General features: G+C 41.7%; 16 protein-coding genes. 6 read left to right on the forward strand and 10 right to left on the reverse strand.

All coding sequences use genetic code 11. The features are described from left to right. Nucleotides 1-22 precede the first annotated feature (22 nt). Complete coding sequence (locus M8998_RS03210) at nt 23-700, reverse strand: response regulator transcription factor (RefSeq protein ID WP_249990582.1); 678 nt, start codon at nt 698-700, stop codon at nt 23-25. A 461-nt stretch (nt 701-1,161) separates the two neighbouring features. Between M8998_RS03210 and M8998_RS03215 the strand changes: the two genes are divergently transcribed. Next, the gene (locus tag M8998_RS03215) at nt 1,162-2,445 is read left to right on the forward strand and encodes a sensor histidine kinase (RefSeq protein WP_249990584.1); all 1,284 of its coding nucleotides are present in this window, start codon (nt 1,162-1,164) and stop codon (nt 2,443-2,445) included. Nucleotides 2,446-2,457: 12 nt separating this feature from the next. Here the strand turns inward: M8998_RS03215 and M8998_RS03220 are convergent, their stop codons facing one another. The 3 genes from M8998_RS03220 to M8998_RS03230 all read right to left on the reverse strand — a co-directional run bounded on the left by M8998_RS03220 (nt 2,458) and on the right by M8998_RS03230 (nt 5,657). Beyond that, the gene (locus tag M8998_RS03220; protein WP_249990586.1) at nt 2,458-3,555 is read right to left on the reverse strand and encodes a sensor histidine kinase; all 1,098 of its coding nucleotides are present in this window, start codon (nt 3,553-3,555) and stop codon (nt 2,458-2,460) included. Nucleotides 3,556-3,611: 56 nt separating this feature from the next. Continuing rightward, nucleotides 3,612-4,010, reverse strand: a complete 399-nt coding sequence (locus tag M8998_RS03225) for a response regulator (protein ID WP_249990588.1) — start codon at nt 4,008-4,010, stop codon at nt 3,612-3,614. A gap of 195 nt (nt 4,011-4,205) precedes the next feature. Beyond that, nucleotides 4,206-5,657 carry a sensor histidine kinase gene (locus M8998_RS03230; protein ID WP_249990590.1) on the reverse strand — a complete coding sequence of 484 codons (1,452 nt, stop codon included), beginning with the start codon at nt 5,655-5,657 and terminating at the stop codon, nt 4,206-4,208. Nucleotides 5,658-5,890: 233 nt separating this feature from the next. Between M8998_RS03230 and M8998_RS03235 the strand changes: the two genes are divergently transcribed. The 3 genes from M8998_RS03235 to coaA all read left to right on the forward strand — a co-directional run bounded on the left by M8998_RS03235 (nt 5,891) and on the right by coaA (nt 8,611). Next, the gene (locus M8998_RS03235) at nt 5,891-7,120 is read left to right on the forward strand and encodes a spore maturation protein (RefSeq protein WP_249990592.1); all 1,230 of its coding nucleotides are present in this window, start codon (nt 5,891-5,893) and stop codon (nt 7,118-7,120) included. A 101-nt stretch (nt 7,121-7,221) separates the two neighbouring features. Next, complete coding sequence (locus tag M8998_RS03240; RefSeq protein ID WP_249990593.1) at nt 7,222-7,596, forward strand: methylglyoxal synthase; 375 nt, start codon at nt 7,222-7,224, stop codon at nt 7,594-7,596. Nucleotides 7,597-7,657: 61 nt separating this feature from the next. Beyond that, nucleotides 7,658-8,611, forward strand: coding sequence for a type I pantothenate kinase (coaA, locus tag M8998_RS03245; protein WP_249990594.1), 954 nt, complete (start codon nt 7,658-7,660; stop codon nt 8,609-8,611). Here the strand turns inward: coaA and M8998_RS03250 are convergent. The 3 genes from M8998_RS03250 to M8998_RS03260 form a co-directional block, all read right to left on the reverse strand. Further along, on the reverse strand, nt 8,598-9,509 hold the full coding sequence (locus M8998_RS03250; RefSeq protein ID WP_249990595.1) for a mechanosensitive ion channel family protein: 912 nt from the start codon (nt 9,507-9,509) through the stop codon (nt 8,598-8,600). The genes coaA and M8998_RS03250 overlap by 14 nt on opposite strands. A gap of 141 nt (nt 9,510-9,650) precedes the next feature. Next, nucleotides 9,651-12,131 carry a S9 family peptidase gene (locus M8998_RS03255; RefSeq protein WP_249990596.1) on the reverse strand — a complete coding sequence of 827 codons (2,481 nt, stop codon included), beginning with the start codon at nt 12,129-12,131 and terminating at the stop codon, nt 9,651-9,653. A gap of 160 nt (nt 12,132-12,291) precedes the next feature. Next, nucleotides 12,292-13,782 (reverse strand): exonuclease domain-containing protein, encoded by a 1,491-nt coding sequence (locus M8998_RS03260; RefSeq protein ID WP_249990597.1) that lies wholly within the window; start codon nt 13,780-13,782, stop codon nt 12,292-12,294. A gap of 206 nt (nt 13,783-13,988) precedes the next feature. On the opposite strand from M8998_RS03260, the gene M8998_RS03265 reads away from it, so the two are divergent. Next, complete coding sequence (locus tag M8998_RS03265; RefSeq protein ID WP_249990598.1) at nt 13,989-15,164, forward strand: acyl-CoA dehydrogenase family protein; 1,176 nt, start codon at nt 13,989-13,991, stop codon at nt 15,162-15,164. A gap of 16 nt (nt 15,165-15,180) precedes the next feature. Beyond that, a complete protein-coding gene (locus M8998_RS03270) occupies nt 15,181-17,280 on the forward strand; it encodes a 3-hydroxyacyl-CoA dehydrogenase NAD-binding domain-containing protein (RefSeq protein ID WP_249990599.1) in 2,100 nt (699 codons plus the stop codon). Between the two features lie 18 nt (nt 17,281-17,298). On the opposite strand, the gene M8998_RS03275 is transcribed toward M8998_RS03270, so the two are convergent. From M8998_RS03275 to prpB, 3 genes are read right to left on the reverse strand one after another with little or no spacing between them, the layout of a single operon-like run. Beyond that, on the reverse strand, nt 17,299-18,762 hold the full coding sequence (locus tag M8998_RS03275) for a bifunctional 2-methylcitrate dehydratase/aconitate hydratase (protein ID WP_249990600.1): 1,464 nt from the start codon (nt 18,760-18,762) through the stop codon (nt 17,299-17,301). 53 nt (nt 18,763-18,815) lie between these two features. Beyond that, on the reverse strand, nt 18,816-19,970 hold the full coding sequence (gene prpC, locus M8998_RS03280; protein WP_249990601.1) for a bifunctional 2-methylcitrate synthase/citrate synthase: 1,155 nt from the start codon (nt 19,968-19,970) through the stop codon (nt 18,816-18,818). Beyond that, nucleotides 19,957-20,841 carry a methylisocitrate lyase gene (gene prpB / locus M8998_RS03285; RefSeq protein WP_249990602.1) on the reverse strand — a complete coding sequence of 295 codons (885 nt, stop codon included), beginning with the start codon at nt 20,839-20,841 and terminating at the stop codon, nt 19,957-19,959. Before prpB ends, prpC begins: the two co-directional genes overlap by 14 nt. Nucleotides 20,842-21,173 lie beyond the last annotated feature (332 nt).

The raw sequence follows: 21,173 nt of genomic DNA on the forward strand, positions 1-21,173 counted from the left end.
GACTCGGGTACTAAGATCCATTTTACTCGCACCACTTGTATCCTATGCCGTAAATAGTCTTAAGATAATCGCCTCCGCCAGCATCTTTAATCTTCTTTCTGAGATTTTTAAGGTGTTGATAGATGAAGTCTATATTATCCAAATTGTAGGTATAATCTTCCCAAAGATGTGTTGCGATAGCCTGTCTGGATAAAACTCTGCGCTTGTTGTTTAAAAAATACGTTAACAATAAAAGTTCCTTTTTGGTAAGAGGCACGATTTGTCCCATGATTTTACATTCATACTGCTCCAGGTTTACTACGATTTCGTTGAATTGCAGAATTGACTGTTCAGAATCTTCTGATCCACGCCTCTTTACAGCCATTATTCTGGCCTTCAGTTCGGGTAGTGAGAATGGTTTCGTCATGTAATCATCTGCACCGCTATTCAACCCGATTAACTTGTAATCAATAGAGTTATTAGCAGAAACGATAATTACTTTTGTAGATCTGGCATTTGATTTTATAAATGGTACCAATTCCATTCCCTGTCCATCGGGTAATACCAAATCTAATAAAACAACATCCATCTGATTGCTCAATAAGAAGTTTTTAGTTTGTTGAATAGTAGAGGTCCAGTAAGTTTCTAGTCTGTCTTTTTTAAGAAAATCTATTACATTTTGAGCAAGACTCTTCTCATCCTCCACAATTAATATCCGCATATCTCTTAACAATTGTACACTAAATAGCACTGCTATTATATTATAAAGGTAATTGTTTTGTTTGAAATAAATATTTTTCACACTAAATAACTCCAGCAAATTTTGTTAAACTTTATCTTGGATATAAGGTCGCAGAAAAGCTTTTTCAATCAGAATTAAAGTATGAGGAAAGTATGACAAGGAATTACGAGCTTGCGAAGAAAGATTTGGATAATTGTCGTATATTAGGAATTATCTCTGATAATGTATAGCAAGTTTCATTATGTAGTCTTTGAAGGCTTTTTTCAAGCTTTCTACAACACTTTTTATGAGTTTTTGTGTTACCTACTTTAGGTTAGATATTCTTTGCCACAATAGTTATTTAACTGTCTTATCAATGGTGATGAGAGGAAATTTAATAATATAACAAGTCTTAAAAAACAATCATTTTTTAATTTCGCAAGAGGATTAACCGACAAAATATGAATGTGCTAGATTTTTTTGCGCGTATAAACAGAAAAGTAGAGGAAATAGGTATCAAAAACGAGGACATCTCACAACAGAATATTCGTACGCGTATGATCAACACGATTTCTGTTTGGTCATTCATTATTACCATATTATTTACCGTATTAAATCGTAGTCATAATCCAGTTTATATGACTATAGCTGATACGTTTTATTTGATGACGCTTTTAATCGTACTATATCTCAATTCTAAGCAGTTCTTTGAAGCTGGAAAAATATTGCTAGTATCTTCATCTATTGCAATTCTTGTGATTGTAAATCTCACGTATGGCGATGCCGAATATCACTTAATATGTGTCGCAATTAGCAGCTTATTAATATTAGAACGATTTTCCCAGCAACTGATATGCAATATTATCGTAGCAGTGGCTATCCTTATTCCTAAATATATTGGAATGGAGTTTCATTATGATGAGGATGTGATTAAAACTAGGATGGCGACGAATCTAATGATCAATTTATTTTTCATTATTTTACTGGTAAAATATTTTATATCTATACAACAACGGTATCAATTGTTAATTCTAAAACAGAAGAACTATCTGAATTTGCAGAATCAAAAGAAAGAGCAGTTTTATGCGATTATGGCGCACGACATGCGTTCGCCCATCACCACCTCTTACCAATGCCTTGACATGATTATATCAGGAGATGTTGATGAAAGAGAGTCGAAGTCACTTCTGAAAAAAATCAGTGCGCAACTGTTAGAGATTAATCAGACAGCAGAAACCTTAACAAACTGGATCAATAAAGCAGAGGATCATTACGCAGCGCTTTCACAGAAAATAGTGCTGAAACCAGTTCTAGAAAGTGTGATAGCTTCTGTAGCACTTATGGCCGCAAAAAAGGAAATTCAAATTAGTATACAGGTTTGTGATAGCGTAGTTGTTTATATGGATCGTTCGCACTTGGGAACTATTCTGAAAAACATCTTGTTAAATGCCTTGAAATTTAGCCATAGAAGAAGTGAAGTTATTATTTCGATCACATCAATGCTAACCCAAACTAGGATTTCTATAAAGGATACAGGAGCAGGTATGAGTGAGGAAACTAAGTGTAAGTTATTTACAGAAGTTGTGGGACCAAACACAGGTACAGAAGGTGAGATCGGAACGGGATTCGGATTACAAATGTCTCAAAAACTTGCTCAGGCAAACAAGAGTTTTATTTCTGTTGAAAGTGTACTGTATGAAGGAAGTACATTTCATCTGGTTATACCTAACAGCCAAATTCAATAGTCGGGGTTATGATCATCTATCTTGCTTACAAAAATCTAATAAGACTCTTTGTATTTCTCGATCCAATTTAGTTGCAGCCTGTATAATCATATCTATCTCGTCGTTGGAAGGGATTTTATTTAATTCTTTCCAAATCTGTGTAATACCCAAAATAGACGAGAGTGGTCCTCTAAATCGATGTAGCTGTAAATCGTTAATCCATTGTAATCGACTATCGCTACCTCTTGAAATGGGATCATTGTTATGATCTGAAGAGAGTGGTAATGCATGATAAGAAACACCAATAAGCTCTCCGTTCGTATTGTAGGCTGGGCTGAAATGACAAAATGAGTTCACTCCCCCCCAGCATATGCCTGATTTTGTTTGCAAAGAGATACTTTGCCCTCCCAATGCCCGATCAAAGTTCTTTAAAAAATCAGACATAGTGAGTTCACCGATATAGTCTCTGATATCATCGCCTACCTGGATTTTCCGTTGCAAATTATCATAGATTAAGGTAGCTAGCAATGGATGGCACGCCATTACCGAAAAATTTTTATCTAACAAAAGCGTAACCATACGCGTGCTATTAAATAGGGATTCTCGACGAATATATGGATGATCTGTGTCACTGAACTGAGTCTCCATAGAAGATAGCACTTGTCCAGACTCAAACAATGTTACCAGCTGCTTAGACAGGGTAATCAGTAGAGTACGCTGTACATCCGTTAGCTTTATCGATTTATCATTATAGACACAAAGATAACCGATCACCTCCAACCGCTCATTATGCAGGGGAATTCCTGCATAGAAGTTAATTTTCGGATAGGCATTGCCTAATGCCCTATTAGGCAAGTAGGATATACTTTCTAAATTTTCAATGATGACAACATCATTGCCTTGTTGTAAACTATGAGGAACAGAATGGTTTTTATGAATTGTATCTTCATCGAAACCCCTGTTGTAGAAATTATATTGGTGCTGATCGTTCAGTATAGATATGGTAGCATAGCGAGCCCTGCATACATCTGCAGCCGCTGAAACCATATCCCGCACCTCTTGTTCGTTTTTTATTTTGAAGTCTAGTATTCGCTTTGAAGGTGCGATTTGTGCTGACCCTTGATACGGCATTCTTTTGTGTTTTGATAATGTTACATGGGCAGCAAAAGCTGTTGAATAGCGTTTATTCAAACATTGTACTTTTGTATAGCATCATGGTAAATATGCGTAAAATTTTCCTTAAGTAGTGGCTTCGTCACATATCCGGTCACCGCTTTTTTTGATAAGCTGCGAAAGCTATCTTCAGGAGAGACAGAGGAACTGACAATGTAAAGCTCTGTGTTGTCAAGCAAATGACGATTATTAAGATGATCTACCAATTCCCAACCATTCATTACAGGCATATTTATATCGACTAACACAATATCCGGAAGTGCATTACCTCGATCCGACTGGCAAATGAAATAATCATACGCCTGTTTGCCGTCTAAGAAGGTCAAAAATTCTAAGTCATCACAGAGCGAAGAAAAATTTACCTTGCACACGTAGTGAAAAATGGGGTCATCGTCTACAACACATATTATCATTTTCCTTGTTTTTTTGCCGTGAATGAAATTACGTAACACAATAATAGAAATTTTTGCACAAATGAAAGTAGCTTACTAGCTCAATTTTCTCATCCAAAATTTAACGAAGCCAGGATGATTACATCAGGATAAATTCTACATCCGTTAAAGGGTTAAATTTAGCAACTAAAGACCGAAAAAAAATTTTATAGTTGATCATTTGGATAATGTAAATAAGATGATGGAACCTTCTGGAAATTTTGATTCTACCCAGATTTCCCCTCCGTGTAGCTCTACTATTTTTTGGCTAGTAGTCAACCCAATACCACTACCGGTATACACTTCCTCGGAATGAAGCCGCTGAAATAAAGTAAAAATCCTTTCACGATCTTTATCGGCAATACCTATCCCATTGTCAATGACACGAAAAAGCCAATGTTCGCCCTCGTCATTAGCCTCTATCTGGATTTCTGGAATACTTTCCTCCCGACGAAATTTAAGGGCGTTGCTTAATAAATTTTGGAACAGCTGATATAAAAACGTGGCATGCCCATTTACAACAGGTAGATCACTACAAGTAATAACGGCCTTTGTATCTAAAATTTGTACGCGCAAATCCATCTTTACATGGTCTACAATTTCCGTAAGGTTACAACTTTCCTTTGCCGAATTGCCATCTAATTTTAAATGATCCAATAAGGTTTTTAGCATCTGTATGATCCTACCCGCAGAATCCTCTATTGCCTGAAAGAGGTATAGATCTTCATCTCGCAATTTTTCTTGTAGGGTTTCCCTAAGCAAACCTGAAACGCTGATAATTGAATGTGCTGGGCTTAAGAGGTCGTGGGATGCCGCGAAAGTAAACTGTTCGACATCATGGGTTTTAATGATCAACTGACGATGTAACTCACTTAAGGAAATCTCAGCATTGTGCTCATCGGTGAGATCGCGTGTCACTTTAGAAAAACCGATAACAAGGCCTTCCCTGTCATGAATTGCGGTGATGGTAACAGTCCCCCAGAATCTCCCTCCGTCTTTCCGTACTCTCCAGCCTGTGGTATTCGCACTGCCTTTACTTCTAGCCCGTTCCAATAACGCTGAAGGCATCCCGGCGATCCGATCTTCCTCTGTATAAAACAGAGAAAAATTCTTCCCTACTATTTCATCAGCATAATACCCTTTAATACGTTCAGCTCCACGATTCCAATTTTCGACATTGCCCTCGGTATTTAATCGAAATATGGCGTAATCTTTGATTTCACTGATCATATCAACCACGACCGTATCATCCATATTAACACTAGGCACAATCAACATAGCAAAGCCACAAATATGTTCTTCACCATCTCTGAGCGTGGCTATCCCCACAGAATAAGCTCCCGCCCCCTGATCATTATTTAAGTGAATGCGTCTTCTGCTTCTTCCGTTTACGATTAGTTCTCTAATTACTTGCTCCCGCATTTCTGCGGAGGTGTCTTCGGCACCGATAAGCTCCAAAAAGCTCAATCCATGAACTTTATCTATCCCTTCAGGAAGAAATTTTTCAATTTCTCCATTGTACGATATCACAAATCCGGAAGAATCGAGAAAAAATAAAGTATAGTCTAACGTTTTTGCAGACTTTTGCGGGTTGTCATGTTTTAAGGTATAGCTTTCTTCGAAATGCATTGAAATATGCTCCTGAATCTCTTGTTTTTAAGTAATAGCTTACAGCAATAGGAGTCCTACTTTTCAGATATACTCCCTGTTTCCATGGGCAAATTAAATAATAATTGTGGCAAATATTCGTAAAGGCTTAAGCCATTCGTGCTTTTAGAAAAAATTAGCAATTATTTGTTAGACATGATCCGATCTGTACTTTTCTATAAAATGCGTACATTTACCGCACAATCCACATCAATATGGCGCTTAATTACGTTTGGGTATCATTTTTTTTGATCACCTTTGTCGTGGCACTGATCAAGCTGATCGGTGGTGATACCGAGATTTTTCAGCACATCGTGAATTCCTTGTTTGAAAGTGCTGCAAACGGAGCGACAATCAGCTTAGGGCTGGTTGGCATGATGACCTTTGCTTTAGGCATCATGAAAATCGGCGAACGAGGTGGAATGATTGCTATTTTTGCACGCATCGTCGGCCCATTTTTCCATAAACTTTTTCCAGAAATCCCCAAGAATCACCCTGCATTGGGATCGATCTTGATGAATTTCTCTGCAAACGCTTTAGGACTTGACAATGCGGCTACGCCTTTAGGACTCAAAGCGATGAAAGAGTTACAAGAGCTTAACCCGCAAAAGGAGACGGCCTCGAATGCCCAAATCATGTTTATCGTGCTCAACGCTTCCAGCTTAACTCTTCTGCCGATCTCTATTATGGCATATAGACAAACAGCAGGAGCCGCACAGCCTTCAGACATCTTTTTGCCTATATTAATAGCCACTTTCTTCTCGACACTAGCGGCGTTGATTTTAGTCGCAATCTACCAGCGGATCAACCTGCTGAATAGAACCATATTAGCGTATTTGGGCGGTTTGTCGATTCTGGTATTTGGCACGTTGCTTTACTTTAATACGCTGAGCCAAGAGCAAATTGGCGTACTATCTCGTGTGGTGGGTAATGTCACCTTATTTACCATCTTCGTATCCTTTATCGCCTTAGCGTTATTTCGAAAAATAAATGTTTACGACGCTTTTATCGAGGGGGCCAAAGAGGGTTTTGAAGTGGCGGTAAAGATTATTCCTTATTTGGTGGCTATACTAGTAGGTATTGCTGTATTCCGAGCATCGGGTACCATGGATTATCTGGTAGATGGTATAGCATTTCTAATAGCCAGTGCAGGTTTAGATACAGGCTTTGTGGATGCGCTGCCGGTGGCATTTATGAAACCGCTAAGCGGCTCCGGTGCACGCGGTTTGATGGTAGAATTGATGGCTACCAAAGGAGCAGATGATTTTGCTTCCCGTGTAGCCTGTGTGATTCAAGGTTCTACAGAAACTACTTTTTACGTGTTAGCCGTATATTTTGGCTCCGTTGCTATAAAGAATACCCGACATGCTTTGCCTTGCGCTTTGCTCGCAGAATTAGTCGGAGTTATTGCAGCAATCGTCGTGTCTTACATATTTTTTGGATAAACCTTTACGAAGTACTATCTTGATGCATCCGAGATATCAAGTAAGCCACTGCAAAAAACGTTGTGAAAAAACCAATACCTAATTAAATACCTTTTATAATAATGATGAAAACAATCGCTCTAGTAGCACATGACGGGAAGAAAGCCGAGATGGTTGCCTTTGTAAAAGATCACAGAGAAGCGCTGGCTAAAGCTCATATCATAGCAACTGGTACTACCGGAACTTACGTTAAACAAACTGGACTGGAAGTAGAACTGAAACTAAGCGGTCCAAAAGGTGGTGATGCTCAGATAGCAGCATTAGCCGCTGAGGGTAAAGTCAATGGGATAATCTTCTTTCGTGATCCTTTAGGAAAACATCCACATGAACCAGATATTCAAATGCTTATGAGAATATGTGATCTATATAATGTACCTTTAGCTACCAATCCTGCCACTGGTGGGTTAATATTAGAGGGATTATTAGCTTCCGTTTAAAAAAATGCTAAGTAAAATATAGCTTCATAGTTTATATTTGTGCCAGCAAAACACACAAATCATGTCTTCGATACAAGAGCAAACGTTTACCAATCCATTTCACACCTTCACCAAAGAGGAATGGAAAAATCTTAATGGCAAACGTTCACATAACATGGCCGCTACAGACCTGGATAACCTACGGGCGTTGGGCGAGCCATTAAACATTGCAGAGATCGAAGATATTTACTTTCCGCTATCTAGCCTTATCGAATTACATATTCGACAATATCGCTCGTTACATGCTTTAAACAACGAATACTTTCACCGCGAAGAAAAAAGACTGCCATTTATCATTGGCATTGCTGGTTCTGTAGCAGTCGGTAAAAGTACGACGGCCAGAGTGCTTCAGAAAGTACTATCGCTATTGCCAGATAAGCCCAGAGTAGATCTGGTAACCACGGATGGTTTTTTATATCCTAATGCGGAACTAATTGCAAAAGGAATACTGAATAGAAAAGGATTTCCAGAAAGTTATGATACACGCTTGCTATTGAACTTTCTTTCTGAAATGAAATCGGGCAATCGAACGTACAAGCTGCCCCTATATTCGCACCTCGTTTACGATATCTTACCCGATGAATTTCAAACTATTGCACAGCCAGACATCCTAATTGTAGAAGGCATTAATGTATTGCAAGTAAATTCCCAGAAACAGGCGGGAAATGGTGTGTTCGTATCTGATTTTTTTGACTTATCCATCTATGTAGATGCTGCTGAGGAAGATATTGTAAGTTGGTATATAGATCGTTTTGAATCGCTTCGTGCAACAGCTTTTCAGGATGCCAACTCCTATTTCCATAAGTACGCAGATATGTCACCTCAGGAAAGCCAGGAAATGGCCAGTGGAATCTGGAATGAGATTAATCGGCCCAACTTGCATGAAAACATTTTGCCGACCCGCTACCGTGCCGATCTAATCCTGACAAAAGATGCCCAGCATTTTGTGAAAGAGGTAAAGGTTAGACGGACTTAGCAGCGGTACGATCTTGTTCGAACTTCAGCACTTCTTTCAAAATTTCATTTTCCAATCGTCTGTGTAACTTATTGCTGTTGCTGACAGCATGCAGATCGATGCGATATTTTACAAAGTCCTTCCCGATCTCCACCACTTTTAATTCCATTTCTTCACCAGCTTCCAAATTCGGATGTGCTTGAAGACTTTCTCGGAGCGCATTTTCCAATTGCTCTACCTCGAGTGCTATATGGAGTGGTAATTCAAATTTTACGGCAAATAGACTGGATGGATGTGCGGAGTGATTGGTAAGCGTAGAGGTAAATACCATGTTGTTGGGTACCATCACCATATCGTCTTCTTCATCTTGGAAAACAATATTTGCCAACGTAATATCGATGATGCGTCCTTGCTGATTGCCTACACGAATACGATCTCCAATCGATAATTGGTCGGAAAACATAATAATCAAGCCACTAATCATATTGGTGATATAGTCTCGGAAAGTAACCGCGATTGCCATCGCCACAATGGTTAAGCTGGTGACAAACTCCAACGGATTAATACCGAAGAATATCATCATGGCAATAACGGCACAGATGGCATTGGCCACGGCCGTCAATCGGTTCATCCCCAACACAAAATTACCACGCACTGCCCGGTTTGCATTTCGGGCATTGTAGATCGCAATAAAGGCGTAGCGTATAATCGAGAAAAAGATACTAGGTATCAAAAAAGTGTAAGCCGCAACCACCATTTGCGAGGGAAAACTTCTAGTTCTATTCGAGCCCGGAGTCAAAGCATAAAACTCTTCGAACTGCACCTCGCTCCAAATTAATAGTCCCGACACCACGATCTTCAAAATGAAGATAATTACCTGCCTGGATCGACGTTTCTTATCTGGATAATCCCTATTCATCGTTGGCTAAAATAGCTAATTTTCACCTAATTTTTACAGCATTATTTTTTCCGTTTAAAACAAATGCCCATCCATTTAGGACGAGCATTTGCTTTAAATAGTGACTTTCAAAAAGCCAACATCATTATTTGATAGCTAAATTTAGCGACGCAACGGTTTTTCCCGATTCATCTCCACCATATCTACTTCTTCCATCTTAGAGTCTCCGATAAGATGTTGAGAGAAGTAGTCCGCCATTTTCCAGAAGAAATACTCGGTCATATCACCGAAAGCATGCCGCTGACCGGGTAACAGCAAGAAATCAAAACGCTTGTTGGCTTTAATCAAAGCCTCCGCCATGCGAATAGAATTTGCCGGATGCACATTGTTGTCAATATCACCGGTGGCGATAAGCAATTTTCCTTTCAGGTTTTTCGCCAATGCGGAGTTTTTGTCGATATCATAAGTAAAGGTGGTATCTCCTTTTTCTGAGATCTTCTCTCCTACGCCATGATGGCGTTCGCTCCACCAACGATTATAAATATTGTTTTCATGGTTCCCTGCACCAGATACGGCTACTTTAAAGAAATCAGGATATACCAACATGGCTGCGGTAGACATAAAGCCACCACCCGAATGACCCGTAATTCCGACACGATTAACATCGATAAAGGGATGACGATCTGCCAACTGCTCTGCTGCTACTTTCTTGTCTTCCAAGCCGTAATCACGCAAGTTACCATATCCATAGGTATGGTACCACTGCGACCGTGCAGGATGCCCTCCCCGATTGCCCACCGTGATGACAATAAAACCCATTTGTGCCAAGCGATCAATACGATCCATGCTGCGACCAAAGGACTTATTTACTGCTTCGGTTTGTGGGCCTGGATATACATACTCCACCAAAGGATAGGTCTTCGTCGAATCAAAATCAAATGGCTTGTACATCACGCCATACAAATCCGTGGTGCCATCTCCGGCTTTCACTTTGAATGGCTCTGGAAATTGGTATCCGGCAGCAAATAATCCGGATAGATCTGCCTTTTCGAGTTTCATGATCAATCGGCCATTTGCGCCGTACAAATTAGATTCTGGGGTAGTATTAACCCGCGAGAAATTGTTGACAAAGTAATTACCACTTTCACTGCTGGTAATTTGGTGATCAAAATCGCCTGGATTTAATAATTTTGGTATTCCCCCATTCAAGCTGACGCTGTAATAATGTAGAAAATAAGGATCTTCTCCATTCTCTTTTCCATTTGCTGTAAATAAGATGGAATTGTTGCCCGATTGATAGGCTTGTACATCATCTACATTATACGTTCCGGAAGTCAATTGACGCTGTAGATTTCCCTGGTTATCATACAGGTATAGATGTCCCCAACCGTCGCGTTGCGACCAGTGAACAAACTGTTTACCATCGTTTACCAGATAAGGTTTGTGGATGTCCTGATACACATTCGAGCGTTCCTCTACCAAGGTGCGCACATTACCATTGATATTTACGGCCAATACATCGATGCGTTTTAGATCGCGACTAGAGCGGGAGATATAAAACTCGTCATTATTACCATGCCAATATCCGATATAGCGCTTTCCGAGGTAACTGCTTTTATCCCTGTCTTTTCTCCATATTCCAATAGACTGGTTCTTGTAAGCGGCAACGGCTACGCGCCTTGGTGACAGCGTTTGTGCATCAAAAATGTACAGTTCTGTTTCTGTAGAGTCTACCTCACCCGGCATTTGATATTTGTATGTTTCTAATGTAGGACGCTTCGCTCCCACATTATTGATTACCCATAGCGGACTTAAATGACGGCCATCTTTACGGGTGTGTACAAAATGGCGACCATCTGGCGACCAACTTAAGTAAACGGCTTTCCGTTTGTCGGCCTCTTCCTTGTCTCCTCCTGTGGTGACACTGTATTCATCACCACCCCAGGCATAATTCAACACACCATCTGTGGTAAATTGATGCTCCACGATGGTACTGTCTTTTTCATCTTTTACCGCCTTGTCATAATTGGACTTATCCATCCAATACAAATTATAATTCTTGGCAAAATAAACACGTGTAGTATCTGGATTGAAACTAGCCCAAGACAGCGCGCGCTTTTCTTTGGTAAGGTCACTAATCTCCCGAAGCGCTCCCGAAGCCAGGTCATATTCTAAATGAAATACTTTCTTCTTGATCGTGTCGGATTTGTTCTTAAGCTTCGCAATTTCCTCTTTGCTTTTCACCGTGTCTTTTGTGCTTTGAACTTCAAACTGAATATACTTTTCATCATCTGTAAAGCGCAAGTCTTTTAAATCCAAGTGTTGACCATCGAATGGATTTCTTACGATACGGGTGATCTTTGCCGCCAAATCATTATGATCAAACAATAATGATTTACGTTTGGCAACGGGATCTACTACATACCAGTTTTTGCCTGCAGGCGAACTGTATTCATACCAAAATCGATCTGAATGATTGATCCAATTGGGAGTAACACTGGTAGAGTGTATTAGATTTTTCAATTTCTCTGGCGAGAATTTAGCAGCCAGTGCATAATTTGCCTTTTGTTGCGCTTTTTCCTTCTCTTGAGCATAGGATATCGTGGCCAGGCAAACTAAACAGGCAATAAAAAAATGTTTCATTTGGTAATCTTGCTGTTAGTTATAAATCAATGTGCTCGAAATTAGTCCATTTTAACACATTTTCATTGAAAAACATGTAATATTTTAGTGTGAATTCCGCTAATAGCAACCGCTAAAAGGTGTAATGCCTTTAATTATAACCCAAATAGATACACAGCACCTACACAAACCTCATACGAAGCGTTACTGGTTTTATACTCGCTGTTTCATCTAAATACTGGTCATCTACCAGAATTATTTGATGTTTGCTGGTTGATTTTGCTAAGAAAGATTCGATCAATTGCATCATGTACTCGTTGCCACGGTGCCGTTGTAATTCGTTTTTGTAATCTTCCCAGCTGTTAGATTGGCTTTCTTTAGGGATATAGCCCATGGCATAAAACTTTCCTTTTTCGATCCAGATACAGCTTTTCTCTTCCTCATGTCGCCCTCGGTCTACAATCAAATAGCTGGAAGTATCTGTTACTGCCGACGCAACCGCTTCAGCAACTTGAAGGTTGTAAAGTTCCTGATCTGGCAGATCTTGTAATCGGCGTAGGCGTAGATCTGGCGTGTGTGGCAACCTCACTTCTAAAGGAAAATGGCAAAATCGGTTATCTAAGCCCCCATCGCTGATCATCTTTCGAAGTACTGCTACGCCTTCACGAAGGCTGTAAAAAGATTGGATACTGGGCTGATGTTTGATTAGTTTGGTGAGGCTAAGATGCTCATAACCATCCATACCCATATAGCTTACCAATCCGTATTTGGGCTCCACACGCTTTAATGCACGGTTGTATTTTGGCCACAGACGATTTATTTCTAAACATTCCAACAGCAGCGCCATCAATTCGGTACCACATAGCTCATAGGAAATGTCATATATCTCCTGCAGAAAACCCTGCCGCTTAGCTTGGATATTGTGACCCGTGAAGTGTCCGGCAACGCGTTTTTTAATATTGATGGCTTTGCCCACATAAATCACGCGACCCGATCGGTCATGAAAATAATATACGCCAGCCGAGAGAGGCAGGTTATCAAAGGTGTTTTGGGATAAATTTGCGGGCAAACGTTGCGCTGCACCATTCTTTCGTAACATCTGTAAGAATACGGCTTCGCTATCTGCCGCGAGTAGCAAGTCAAAAAGCGCGACAGTAGCGGCGACATCACCACCTGCACGATGTCGATGCTGCACGCAAATATGCAATGCATCACATAGTCGGCCTAAGCTGTAAGAAGGCAATCCAGGTTTAATCTTTCGTGCCAAACGTACGGTACAGAGTTTTGGAGCCTGCCATTGGATTTCAGATTCAGATAACTGATGCTTTATGAAGGAATAGTCAAAGTTTACATTATGCGCCACAAAGATGCGATCTTTCAATAACGCATAAATGGTATTTGCGACCTCTGAAAATAGTGGCGCATCAGACACCATCTCGTCCGTAATCCCTGTGAGGCTAAAGATAGCCGTAGGAATAAGTTGCTGCGGATTAATCAGACTCTCCCAACGTTCGATCACTTCGACGCCATTATGAATGGCAATAGCGACTTCCGTAATCTTACTTCTCTCCGCGCTACCACCTGTCGTCTCAATATCTACAATAGCATATTCCCGCAATTCCTTTGACATGTTTTCATCGTTGATGTTCAAATATACTAATTTATTTAGCATTATTTAAGACCTTATTTTTTGGAGATTAGCAGAAATATATTATCTCTACTAATCTTACCCATAGATTAGCAATTTGTCAAAGTAATAAATTGATCTCTTTCATATCTAAAAGACATTGCTTCGAAATGTAGCAGTCTATCAATAGGATTCTCGCATCTCATTCATAAGAATTCTTTAATTTGCCATAACTGAATAAACCGACTTATATGATTCATAATGCCTTAACTTCGGAGCACCTTGCTTTTCGCGATAGCTTACGTGCTTTTATCAAAAAAGAGATCCTCCCTCATGTTGATCAATGGGAAAAACAGGGACAAATAGATCGAAACATCTGGAAAAAGATGGGTGACATGGGTTTTCTAGGTTTAAACTTTCCGGAAGATTTGGGAGGATTACAACTCGACTTTTACTATTCGATGATTTTTTGTGAAGAGCTTTCCAAATGTTTTTCCGGTGGCTTTACCATTTCAGCATTGGTGATTCAGTTTATGTCTGCGCCGTATTTGTGGAAATATGGGTCTGCCGATTTACAGAAAAGATATCTTCAAGGAGTTATTAGTGGTGATTTGGTCAGTGCAATCGCCATTACCGAACCGGGAGCAGGCTCTGACGTTAAAAATATACAGACGACGGCGGTCAGAGATGGTGATGATTATATTGTAAATGGTGCGAAAACATTTATTACCAATGGCTACTACGGGGATTTCTTTATTACTGCCGTGAAGACAGACCCCAACGCGGGTACTAAAGGCATGAGCTTGCTGGTGATAGACCGAAATGCAACGGGTGTCTCTGCTCAAAAGATCGAAAAAATGGGCTGGCATGCCTCGGATACAGCCGAACTTCATTTTGATCAGGTAAGGGTACCTGTAGCAAATCTGGTTGGCATCGAAGGAAGTGGTTTTACCTACCTGATGGGCGGCCTACAATTGGAGCGCTTAACGGCAGCAATACATAGCTTAGCCACCGCAGAATCCGCTTTGCATTATGCACTGGATTATATTCAAAATCGGAGCGCTTTCAACCAAAAGCTGAAAGACTTTCAAGTGTTACGCCATAGCATTGCGCAGATGGAAGCGGATATACTGGTGCAAAAAGCGTTTGTAAAACATTGTTGTGATTTGCAGGAACAACAGGTATATGCGGTGAAAGAATGTTCGATTGCCAAGTTGCAGGCAAGTGAGTTAGCGATCCGTGTGGTCAACCAGTGCTTGCAATTTTTTGGTGGCTACGGATTTACCGAAGATTACAAACTCGCACGCATGTACCGCGATGTCCGCGTAGGTACCATCATCGGTGGTACATCAGAAATTATGCTGGAGATTATCGCCAAGATGACGATCGATCAGGTAGAATACAAGCCGTCCACCCCTAATAATTAGCATTAATACACCTAGTATGAGCACTTCAATCTATCATAAATTATTTACAGTTAGCCAGCACGACCATGGCGTTTTAGAAATTACCTTCGAACCGGATGCTAAAACAATGTCACCTGCTCATCAGGTATTAGCCCTCTTAACAGTAGCGGATGAATGGTTTGGGCAAGAAGATATTCGCGCGATTTACTATCACCTGCCGCAGCTGGAATCTACGATCCAGCCCGATTATATTTCATTGGTAAAGTCTGCTAAAAAGGAGAAAGATTTATCAGAGAATCTCCGGCAAATACAAACATTGATGGAGAAAATTCGAGGGTATAGAAAGGCATTGATTGCTGTGCTACATGGCGATTGTGTTGGTGATAATTTTGCCTTCGCACTCTTGGCAGATTATCGGATCACTATTGGATCGGAGGGATTTGTCGGATTCCCAGAAACTGCTTTCGGACTTCTTCCTGGTCTGGGTAGCTTCAGTAGGATGGTTCAATTGTGGGGCGAAGATTTTGCCTTCCGTTTAGCGACACAAGCTCTTCTCTACAACAGACGAGATGCTTTGTCTATCGGCATTATTGATCAGGAGGTCGAAGGCATAGGTGATTTATCGAGCAGTATGTCCGCTTATTTGCATACTCCTGAAGCACAACAAGAACTGTCTTCGGACGTTAAGAAGAACCGAGAGCTGCTCCCACCTTCGAGGATAAACGCTCATTTTCCCGGAGTCATTGCTTGCCAAAAGCTTCTTACAAAATATAAGGCCGGTACAGATATCAATGTATTGATTAAAGAGGAGCATCATTTATATGTTCAGGTAGCAACTTCTGATCAGGTCGTGGCCATGATCCGGACAAATTATTATGGGATTAATGGAGCTAAGCAGCAGATTCAGGAAATTTCAGAAACTAATGCTCGCGATATTGGGCAAATCGGTGTTATTGGCGCAGGTATGATGGGTTCGGGCATCGCGTATGAAGGTGCGCGTGCTGGTTTACAAGTAACGTTGTTGGATACCGATTTGTCCAAAGCGAATCATGGGAAAAACTATGCGCAGAAAGTGAGCGATAAGCTGGTATCTCAGGATAAAATGCCCTCAAACGAGCAAGTTAATTTGCTGAAACGCATCACCACTTCGGCCAACTTTACAGACTTATATACCGCAGATATTGTCATTGAGGCTGTATTCGAAGATATGAATCTAAAAACTGCCTTGATCGCAGAGGTATCTTCAAATCTCGGTAAGTCGACTGCTTTTGCTTCCAATACCACATCTTTGCCCATCGGGCAGCTTGCTCAAGCTAGCCAAAACCCTTCTAGTTTCATTGGTTTACATTTCTTCTCTCCAGTAGATAGAATGCCTTTGGTCGAAGTAATTATTGGGCCAGATACGGATGAAGCGACAAAAGATACCGCTCTTCAATGTGTACATCTACTAGGCAAGATACCTATTGTGGTACAGGATGGCCCCGGCTTCTTTACTTCACGTATTTTTTTCAATTATCTGTTAGAGGGAATTACGATGGTTTTGGAGGGAGTATCGCCCTCTGTGGTAGAACTAGTGGCTCGGAAAGCGGGCTTTCCAGTAGGGCCTTTACTGGTGTTGGATGAAATATCACTTCCCCTGATGCTACATGTCTACGATCAATTCCCCACACTACACGATGCGCAGTACGCAGCCTATGCGTACCTCGAGCAAATGATTGCCGAGGGAAGAATAGGTAGAAAAGCGAATGCTGGCTTCTATCAGTATGATGAGCATGGAAAGCGAGGCAATCTGAACGAGCCCCTTAACCCGAAAGACTATACAGATCAAGAAATACAAGATCTGGGTAAACGACTGTTGCATGTAGTCGCTTTGGATGCTTTTCGCTGTTTGTCTAGTGGGATTATTGCACAGCCCATCGACGGGGATTTGGGATCGGTTTTGGGTATCGGTTACGTACCACACACTGGCGGTGTGTTCGCTCACATTGATCAAGTGGGGATTGCGACATTTGTGGGAGACTGCGAACGATTTGCCTCGCATGGAGCCCAGTGGGAAATTCCGCCTCAGCTGCGAGATCTGTCCGCTCAAAATTTTGCATTCTATGATGGATTCCAAAGTAATTGGAATCCATCGTAGAATGCTATATAAAAACTGTTAGCTTGCCGGATACGGCACAGACAATCTATCCATTAATTCGTGTACGGATAGGTTTCTAAACGTCTCGAAATTTAGCGTACTATCGAGTAGTTGAGCTTGCTGTTTGGCGGCATATACCCTATTGAGGTTGATTTTGTATTTCTGAATTAGTTTTGGAATACCCTCATCCCGGCGACGGCGATGACCTATTGGGTACTCCACGATCACTTCAGGAAGTGAACTACCATCCTGGAAAGAAACGGTCAACGCATTGGCAATGGCTCTCTTTTCCGGATCGTGATAGTCTGCAGTGAATTGCGGATCTTCTACACAATTCATTTTATCTCGTAGGCTGTCTATACGGGAATCCGAGGCTACCGTATCTTCGTAATCCGAAGCGGTCAGGCGGCCAAACAACAAAGGAATTGCCACCATGTATTGCATGGCATGATCGCGGTCTGCCGGATTGTGTAGTGGCCCTTTTTTATCGATGATCCTAATGGCTGCCTCATGGGTACGTATCGTGATGTTTTTAATATCTTCAACCGTTTTTCCGACTTCCTGTAGCTGATGATGAATGGTCATCGCTGCTTCTACGGCAGTTTGCGCGTGGAATTCTGCCGGGAAGGAGATTTTAAACAGTACGTTTTCCATGACATAGCTTTCGTAACCGCGCTGAAACTGAAAAGGCTTTCCTTTGAAGGAAACGTCATAAAATCCCCAGATCGGTGCTGTTAAGACGGAAGGATAGCCCATTTCTCCCGTTTGCGCGATCAAAGCCAGCCGTACGGCACGAGAGGTAGCATCTCCAGCAGCCCACGATTTGCGACTTCCGGTGTTGGGGGCATGCCGGTAGGTACGCAAAGACTGTCCATCTACAAATGCTAAAGAAAGTGCATTGATAATTTCTTCATGCGTTAAGCCAAGTAATCTTCCTGCTACAGCGGTAGAGGCTACTTTTACCAATAAAACATGGTCCAAGCCTACTTTGTTGAATGCGTTTTCGAGTGCTAATACGCCTTGGATTTCATGAGCCATCACCATAGCTTCTAAAACCGCTTGCATTTTTACAGCAGGTTTACCAGCCGCGATTGCGGTACGACTTGTCCAGTCGGCTACAGCAAGGATCGCCCCAAGATTGTCGGACGGATGCCCCCATTCTGCGGCCAACCAAGTATCATTGAAATCCAGCCAGCGTACCAAAGTGCCAATATTAAATGCCGCCTGCACTGGATCTAGCTGAAATGACGTGCCTGGCACTTTCGCACCATGTGGCACTATGGTGCCGGGAATAATCGGGCCGAGCAATTTGGTACAAGCAGGATAGCTTAATGCTTCCAGTCCGCAACCAATGGTATCCAGAAAGCAATAATGAGCGGTCTGAAGTGCCAAGTCACTTTTAATTTCGTACTGTAAGACGTAGTTTGCGATGTCTACCAGCACTTGATCTGGCTGGGGTCTGTCATTAGAAATGTAAGACATAAATAAGTTTAGTTTTTTTTGCTTTTGTAGTTGTAGTCTGATTCAATAAATGCTTATCCACGTTGATCCAAAGGCATGTATGCTCTATTCTCTGGGCCAGTGTAGTTTGCGCTAGGACGGATGATTTTACCATCTAAGCGCTGCTCCATGATGTGTGCTCCCCAGCCTGTTAGCCTTGCCAAAACAAACAATGGTGTAAACATATCGGTCGGCACGCCCATTCTGTGGTATGAAACGGCAGAAAACCAATCCAGGTTTGGAAACATTTTCTTTTCGTCCCACAACAACTCTTCTAATCGTTCAGCGATCTCGTATAGAGTGATCTCGTTAGCATCCTCACTTAATGTTTTGGCCACCTGCTTGATCACCTTGTTGCGCGGGTCTGAGGTGACGTATACCGGATGTCCAAATCCGATGATTACTTCTTTATTTTCTAAGCGCTTACGAATATCTGCTTCTGCTTCTTCTGCCGATGCGTATCTGTTTTGTATCTCAAACGCTACTTCGTTAGCGCCCCCATGCTTAGGTCCTCTCAATGCGCCGATCGCTCCCGCAATAGCAGAATATACATCGGATCCTGTGCCCGCGATGACGCGTGCCGTGAATGTAGAGGCATTAAACTCATGCTCTGCATACAGATTCAGGGATATTTGCATCGCACGAATCCAGCTATCGCTGGGCACTTCTCCATGTAAAACATGGAGAAAATGCGCGCCGACCGTTTTATCATCTGTCAGCACATCGACTTTCTTTTGGTTATAGGCATAGTGATACCAATACAATAATGCAGATCCCAAACAAGCAATCAGTCGATCGATGATCTGTTGCGTCTGTTCTAGGGTTGGTTTGGCGGGTTCTGGCTCTAGGCTTCCTAAAACGGAGACCGCTGTGCGCATCACATCCATCGGATGACTCGTTTTTGGCAGCCGTTGTAATACTTCTTTCAGCTCTTGGGGCAAATAACGCTTGGATTTTAATTCCGATTCATAAGCCGCTAATTGAGTTTTTGTGGGTAATTCTCCATAGATTAATAGGTAGGCGACTTCCTCAAAACTCGCCTGATCGGCGAGTTCCAGTATGTCATACCCACGATAATGTAAGTCGTTGCCCGTCTTACCTACGGTAGACAAACTGGTATTACCTGCTGCAACACCAGAAAGTGCTACACTCTTTTTTGGCTTAAATGTTTGTTCATTACTTTCCTTCATCCTGCTTTTGATTTAAGTAGTCTTCGTATGCGTAATAATTGATACTTTGATACAGTTCTTCGCGCGTTTGCATGCGCTGTATGGCATTTGCTTGCGAGCCTTCTCGACGAATTGTTTCGAATACGGATTGCGCAGCTTTGTTGGCGGCGCGGAAGGCGGAGAGTGGATACAGCACCATATCTACCCCGACCTCCCCTAGTTGCTCGGTCGTAAATAAGGGTGTTTGTCCAAATTCAGTGATGTTGGCCAGTATGGGTATATGTAATGCTTCTGAGAAACGCTGATAATCTTTTAGCTCTGTAACGGCTTCTGCAAAAATGAAATCAGCACCGGCATCTTGATAAGCGACCGCTCGCGCAATAGCCGCATCCACGCCTTCTGTAGCAACGGCATCTGTACGTGCACCAATTACAAAGTCCGGATCTGTTTTGGCCTCTACCGCAGCCTGCACTCGTTCGACCATCTCCTGAGCAGATACTACTTCTTTTCGAGGACGATGTCCGCAACGTTTTGCAGCGACCTGATCTTCTATATGTACACCTGCCGCTCCTGCTTTGCAAATGCTGCGAATGGTACGCGCTATATTGAAAGCACTGGCACCGAAGCCGGTATCAATATCCACCAGTAAGGGAAGATCACACACAGCGGTAATCCTATCGATATCAGTTAAAACATCCTGCAAGGTGGTAATTCCGAGATCGGGTATGCCTAATGAGCCAGCTGCTACGCCACCCCCTGAAAGGTAGATCGCGCGAAAGCCAGCTTGCTTAGCCAATAGTGCATGGTTTGCATTGATAGTACCTACAATCTGTAAAGGATGCTCCTGCTTTAGCATGTGTCGCAACTGCGCACCAGCGGAATAAACCATCATAGTTAATTTGTTAATGTGTATTTGTTTATAATTTGGTTCCCCTTGCCACACGAGAGGGCGGCGAAGCCTCTTAAAGGTAAGAATAATCTAAGGATTAAAAAAGTTAAGACGCCGATTAGCATGGTATCTTGGTACGATTACGTTTGTTTGCGTACTTTATACGCATTATGCGGGTCAAACCACGTGTTTTTCCATTCTAAATTGAACGTTAAAGGATAGTCATTTCAATTCCGTGTTAATCATAAAAACCTGTATAATAGAAATTTAGATAAATTACATTTACTTATTCTTTGTATAACACGTAATATACGCATCCTAAGCACACGCTCGGC

The organism is Sphingobacterium sp. lm-10, from assembly GCF_023554555.1.
GTDB lineage: Bacteria > Bacteroidota > Bacteroidia > Sphingobacteriales > Sphingobacteriaceae > Sphingobacterium.